Origin of the sequence: Bradyrhizobium sp. WSM3983 (genome assembly GCF_000473045.1) — a bacterium.
Classification (GTDB): Bacteria; Pseudomonadota; Alphaproteobacteria; order Rhizobiales; family Xanthobacteraceae; genus Bradyrhizobium.
This window is the reverse complement of the sequence record NZ_AXAY01000066.1, coordinates 1-6161: the sequence shown is the minus strand read 5'-3', so window position 1 is coordinate 6161 and position 6161 is coordinate 1. Positions and strand designations below refer to the sequence as shown.

Below are 6161 nucleotides of genomic sequence, written 5' to 3'. Positions count from 1 at the left end.
TCCTCGGTCGGGATCTCGGCGAGCCGGCGCTCCATCAGCGCTTCGCCCGTCGATACGATCTGGATCACGGCGGCATGGCCGGCCTCGATATCGCGCTCGATCGAGCGGATCAGCGAGGGCGTCTTCATCGAAGTCAGGAGATGACCGAAGAACCGCTGTTTTGCGCTTTCGAAGGCGGATCTCGCCGCTGATTTTGCCTGACCGTTCAGCGTTCCTGTTTCACCAGTAATGTTGGCCGCCCGCATCGCGGCGTCGAGATTGTTGTGAATGATGCCGAACGCATCTGCATAGGCGTCGTAGATGCGAACCTGCTCCGGCGTAAGCTGGTGCTCGACGAGTTCATACGCGACGCCCTCGTACGAGAGCGAGCGAGCGGCGTAGAGGCCGAGCGTCTTGAGGTCACGCGCCAGCACCTCCATGGCCGCGACCCCACCCTCCTCGATCGCTTCGACGAACTCGGCACGCGTGGCGAACGGGAAGTCGGAGCCGCCCCAAAGACCGAGGCGTTGCGCGTAAGCGAGGTTGTGGACCGTGGTGGCGCCGGTCGCCGACACATAGACCACGCGAGCATTCGGCAAGGCATGCTGGAGCCGAAGACCCGCACGCCCCTGCTGTGAGGCCGCCTGGTCGCCGCGCTCGCTCTTTCCCCCGACCGCGTTCTGCATGGCGTGGCTCTCGTCGAAGACGATCACTCCGTCGAAATCGGAGCCCAGCCATTCGACGATCTGCCTGACGCGCGAAAGCTTTTCGCCACGCTCGTCGGTGCGCAGCGTGGCATAGGTGGTAAATAGGACGCCTTCCGCGAGCCGAACTGGTGTGCCCTGCCGGAACCGTGATAGCGGCGTGACAAGCAGCCGCTCCATGCCGAGCGCCGACCAGTCGCGCTGCGCGTCCTCGATCAGCTTGTCGGATTTGCTGACCCAGACTGCGCGGCGGCGGCCCTTGAGCCAGTTGTCGAGCAGGATACCGGCGACCTGCCGCCCCTTGCCCGCACCGGTGCCATCGCCCAAGAACCAGCCGCGACGAAAACGGACGGCGTTCTCAGCGTCGTCGCGCGCAGCGGCCACGAGGTCGAAGGTCGCATCCACCGTCCAGGCGCCTGCGAGAAACTCGGAATGCGCTTCGCCGGCATAGATGATGCTCTCGATCTGGGCGTCCGACAGAACTCCATCTGCCGCGATATGCGAAGGCAAATGTGGGCGGTAGGACGGCTTCGGTGGCGCAACGGACGCCATCGCCGCGGACTGCACGAGCTTGGTCGGATGTGCGCGCGAGCCGGGAATACGGATCGACTGCAATCCGTATTCCTCATAAAGCGCGTCGGTAAGTCGCGCGCCTTCCGGCGGCGACCATTCGACCGTCTCGTGCGCTAGTTCGACGCCTCCTGGCGCTGCGCTTATCGAAGAAGACGATGAGCGCGGTGCAACGGCGCTGGTCGGTCGCGACATCGCTGGCCGCCGGATAGCGGCGATCTCCGATGGCGTGGCGACGGGCAGCCTTGGAGGTACATGCCGGCTCACCCAGTCAAGCAAGGTGGCGACATCGCCCGCCATGCCTTGCGAAACGGGAAAGACCTTCGGATCTGCTGCGGGCAGCTTGTCGATCACAAGCAGCCGTGTGTCGGCCTGGGTACCGTGCTTCGCGTAAACGGTGCCGTCGATTGCGGCGGAAAACACCACCCGTGCGCGCTCCTGGAGGCGAACAAAGGCATCCGTCCAGGCCGAGTTATCCGGCGCAAGACTCGCTCCGGAAATGGCGACGAGGCGTCCACCGTCGCAAAGACGTGCGAGTGCGGAAGCGATGTGCCGGAGCGCAGCGTCCGCCATCCGTCGATCGACATTCGCCAGCGCAGAGAACGGCGGGTTCATCAGGACGACGGTAGGTCTGACACTCGCATCGAGGTGATCATCGATCTGGGCGGCGTCGAACAGTGTGACTTTGACGTTGGCGAACAGATGATCGAGCAACGCCGCGCGGGGCTCGGCCAACTCGTTCAATATCAGAGCGCCACCGGCGAGCTCGGCAAAGACAGCGAGCAAGCCGGTCCCCGCGGACGGCTCCAGAACGCGGTCGGCAGGCGTAATGCCGGCTGCAGTGCATGCCGCCAGCCCAAGCGGGATCGGCGTCGAGAATTGCTGAAACGCCTGGCTGTCCTCGGAACGCCGCGTATGGGTGGGCAGACAGTTCGCGATTTTCGCGAGCATTGGCAGCATGGCAGCCGTCGAGCCAGCCTTGGCGCGCATGGCCGGCCCGAACTTGCGAAGGAAGAGAACGGTTGCCACCTCGCAGATGTCATAGGCGGTCTTCCAGTTCCAGGCGCCGGCTGCGTCCGAGGCGCCGAAGGCAGCCTCCATGGCGCTACGCAGGACGGCGGCATCGATTCGACGGCCGCGTTCGAGATCAGTCAAGAGCTGTCGGGCGGCCTTGAGGGCGGCAGAGGTGAGACTTGCAGCGGCACGCATCGAGAGCGGCGCGGCGACCGCGCCGCCGGCGAGAGATTCGGTCATGGCAGGGTTCTTTCGGAGAGCAGGAATGGGTCGAACCATCAGGAGCTCTCCTTTGACCCCGACGGCTCAAACCCTTCCCGGCCCGGCTCTCCCTCTCAAGCCTCGCCCATAAGAATGGGGACCGGCGCTGTGCACCGGTCCCCGAGCAACCGCAGGACAGCCGGAGCCACCCCGCTCTATGATGTCACTCAGCCGCGTCGAGGTGTTGCGGATCTTCGTCGCTGCCGTTCTCCTGATCCTCCTCATCGGCCAGGAATTCGGGCAGCCGGCCCGCCTCGCCCTCCTGCTCCACTGGGGCCGCATCAGGATCGACGAGACGCAGCGGCTCCGGCAACCAGCCCGAGCCATCCAGAAGGCGCTCAGCCTCCTTGGCCATGTCGGCCTTCTTAAGATGGTCGATCAGTTGGGCCGAGGACTCGCCCTTGGCTTCTCGCACCGCTTCCAGAATGCGCGGCTTGGTGACCCGGCCGAGATAGTTGTCGACGGCCGGTCGCCAGCCAGCCCGCACCATGTCAAGCTCCACCGCGCGCGCCAGCACATCAGCCTGGTCGAGACGCGTGCGAACGCCGTGGGCAGAGACGCGGCCCTGATTGTAGCGGTTGGCCGGCTCATAGATGGCGTTGACGGCAAATGACGCACAGTGGGCGAACAGCGACGCCTGTGCACCACCATCGAGAGCCGTCAGCGCATCCCAGAGATCGTTCTCGCTCTTCGGCAACCGTGCCTTCCAGGCCTCATGTCGCGCCTCGACGGCCTTAGCGGAAACGCTTTCTCTCAGCCCGGGAGCTTGAGCTGGAAAGGTCGGCGTGCGAAGGCTGATCTCCAGACAGCTTCTGGACGATGCGAACCGGTAAAAGGCCGTCAGCACGAAGTTGTGCAGCACCGCCTGGAACGCGACCGCGGGATTTTCGGCCAGCGCATCGCGCAATGCCAGCGTACGATGCGCCGTCAGCTCGGTGATCAGCCGATCCGGCAGAGGCCTGGCCGGGTCCTCATCATCTTCGTCAGCATCAGAGGCACTACCCGCGAGCGCGATCACCGCGCGCTGGACGGAAGGGCCCGCTTCTTGACCTTCCCTCGACGACGCATCGGCGCCCTTTTCGACGTCAGGATCAGTTGCCGACACCTCGTCCTCTGGCCGGACGTAACCCCGGTCCACCGAGAGGCGCCCTTCGGAATCGATGCTGATGAAGACACCAGCTCGGGCGATCTCCGCCGGTTCGTAGAGCATCGGCCGATCTTCGAACGCCGCCAGCGCCGACTCGATTTCGCCGAGACGCTGATCGACCTCGTCGGACAATTCATCGGCATCCTGGTAATCGGTTTCAAGCTTGGTCTGCTCGGCATTCAGGGCATCGATGGTGGCCTGCTCCTCAGGCGAGAGATCGGCAGGTTTGCCTTCGATTTCTCGTAGGCCTTGAGTGTGACCGTAGGAGAACTCTACAGCGACTGAGATCCACTTCCAGCCTTCGGCAGCAATCGTCTCAGCTTCGGCCTTGAGCTTTTCGGTTACGAGGCGGTCGAGCAACACGACGTCCTGAAGCCAGCCGCCGTCGTCGTTTTCGAACAGATCCCGCAGAACGCCGCCACCCGCATGCTGATAGGCATCGAGGCCCACAAATTGCGCCCGACGATCGGACCCGCGTACGGTGTTCTCGGTGAGCATGCGGCGGATCTGGTAGGGCTCGTCATAGCCGGACCGGCTGACGTTCTCCCAGACTTGTTCCTGGCGGACATGGTCGCCGGTGACTGAGAACGCCATGAGCTGCTCGAGCGTCATGCCGTCTTCGGCATAGACCTCATGCAATTTCGGCGAGATTGACGCCAGGCGCAGGCGCTGCTTGACGATCGCAGGGTTCACGAAATGCCGCGCGGCAATGTCTTCCTCGCTCATGCCGAGGTCGCGGAGCGTCTGGAAGGCCCGAAACTGATCAAGCGGATGCAGGCCGACCCGCTCATCGTTCTCCGCCACAGAATCGTCCTCGGCGATGCCCCCTTCGCGAACGACGCACGGCACCGCCTGCGCCTTCGACATCCGCTTCTGTTTCACCAGGAGCTCCAGAGCGCGATAGCGTCTGCCGCCCGCCGGCACCTCGAACATGCCGGTCTCGTTGCCATCTGCATCAACAACGGCCCGGACACTCAGACTTTGCAGAAGCGTACGCTGCGCAATGCTCTCGGCGAGCTGCTCGATCGAGACACCGGCCTTAACGCGGCGAACGTTCGACTGGCTGAGTACGAGCTTGTTGAAGGGAATGTCCCGGGAAGGCGACAGCGTGATCTTTTGTACGGCTTTCGTCATTTTGGCTCTCCACGACGGGCGGCCGAAAGACTCTCTCTCGGCCTCCAACCCGTCACAAACAGCTTCCCACCCCCTCACTCTCGCGCGGCCATACGAGCCAAGCATCATGCCGCGTCGTGATCGGCGACAACCGAATCCAGCGACGCGGGCTCAATGGACCCGGGAACGAAGCCGAGCAAATAGTCTGCGGCCTTGCTCGCCTGCGAGGCGGCACGCACGATGGCCCGATTGTCTTCGCGCAGGACTTCCAGCCAGGAGCCGATATAGTCGGCATGGCGCACCGTCGGGACGATCCCGAGCGACGCGCAGCTGAACGCGGAGCTCAACTCGGCGACCAGTTCTTCGAAGGCATATTTCTTCGTACCGTAGGATCCACTCTGGTCGCGCTTAAGGCGCGAGGGATGTCCGGTCGCATGACCGAGTTCATGCAACGCGGTGCGGTGCCAGTTGATGGGTTCGAAGTAGGCCTGCGGCGGCGGGACCTGAACAGAATCTTCGGCTGTTGCATAGAATGCGCGATCTCCACCGATCCGAAACGGAATTCGGCTAGCCTTGATCAGGGCGTCGACCGTGGGTTCGATGTGGCCAGCCGGCGGTAGCGGCGCAGCAGAGGCAATCTCGTCAGGCAGATCTGCGCACTGATCGGTGTTGAAAACGGTAAATCGTTTGAGGAATGGAATTGCCTGCGCGTCTTCGCCGGTCTCAGCGGCGCGCCGCTTTTCGTCATTCGGCACGAAACGATCCGCGTAGACGACGGTGGTCCCGCGCTCTCCCTTGCGAACGTGACCGCCAAGCGAGAGCGCCTGACGGAAGGTGAGCCAACTTTGACCGCCAAATCCCCGCTCGATCACGGCTCCCCAGAGGATGAGGATGTTGACGCCACTGTATTGCCGGTTGGTCGACGCATTCTTCGGTATGGCAAGCGGCGCTTTCGCCGCAGCCGTACCCCAGGGCTGAACCCAGGGGACGCGTCCGGCCTCAAGCTCGGCAATGATCTTGGCGGTGATTTCGTTATAGAGGTTCGCCCGGTCCNNGCCGGCGCNCGCGCAAGCAGTAGNGNTTGACATCGCGGGTCTCCGCGACGGGCACCGCGAGCCTCTCTCGCAGCTTGTGACCCGTCACGGAAAAACCAGCTTGCACTCTTACTCTCAGCCTCTTCGCAATCTACCTGGGACCCAGGCCCGATCAGGCGTGCGCCCAAGGGCGCATCGCCTCAAGGGAAAATGGCACCCGGAGAGCGTGAGCATAGCGACCCGAAGGGGCACGCGGGTCCGAGTGCAGCGACGAGACCGGTTCAATAGCGGCACCCGGGAACGGGGCAGTGATAGCGATCGCCGCAGGCGAGCCCCTTT

3 protein-coding genes are annotated in these 6161 nt (G+C 63.7%); all 3 read right to left on the bottom strand.

Translation table 11 applies throughout. The features are described from left to right. A partial coding sequence (locus YUA_RS0140605; RefSeq protein ID WP_027535751.1) for a strawberry notch-like NTP hydrolase domain-containing protein occupies positions 1-2507 on the bottom strand: 2507 nt, incomplete at its 3' end. 184 nt (positions 2508-2691) lie between these two features. Continuing rightward, positions 2692-4809, bottom strand: a complete 2118-nt coding sequence (locus tag YUA_RS51430) for a ParB/RepB/Spo0J family partition protein (protein WP_027535750.1) — start codon at positions 4807-4809, stop codon at positions 2692-2694. A gap of 104 nt (positions 4810-4913) precedes the next feature. Further along, positions 4914-5876: an ArdC family protein gene (locus YUA_RS0140595; RefSeq protein WP_027535749.1), complete on the bottom strand. Its 963-nt coding sequence runs from the start codon at positions 5874-5876 to the stop codon at positions 4914-4916. Positions 5877-6161 lie beyond the last annotated feature (285 nt).

Coding starts and splice junctions, on each gene's coding strand:
- YUA_RS51430 (WP_027535750.1), bottom strand. CDS start 4,809: ATGACGAAAGCCGTACAAAAGATCACGCTGTCGCCTTCCCGGGACATT.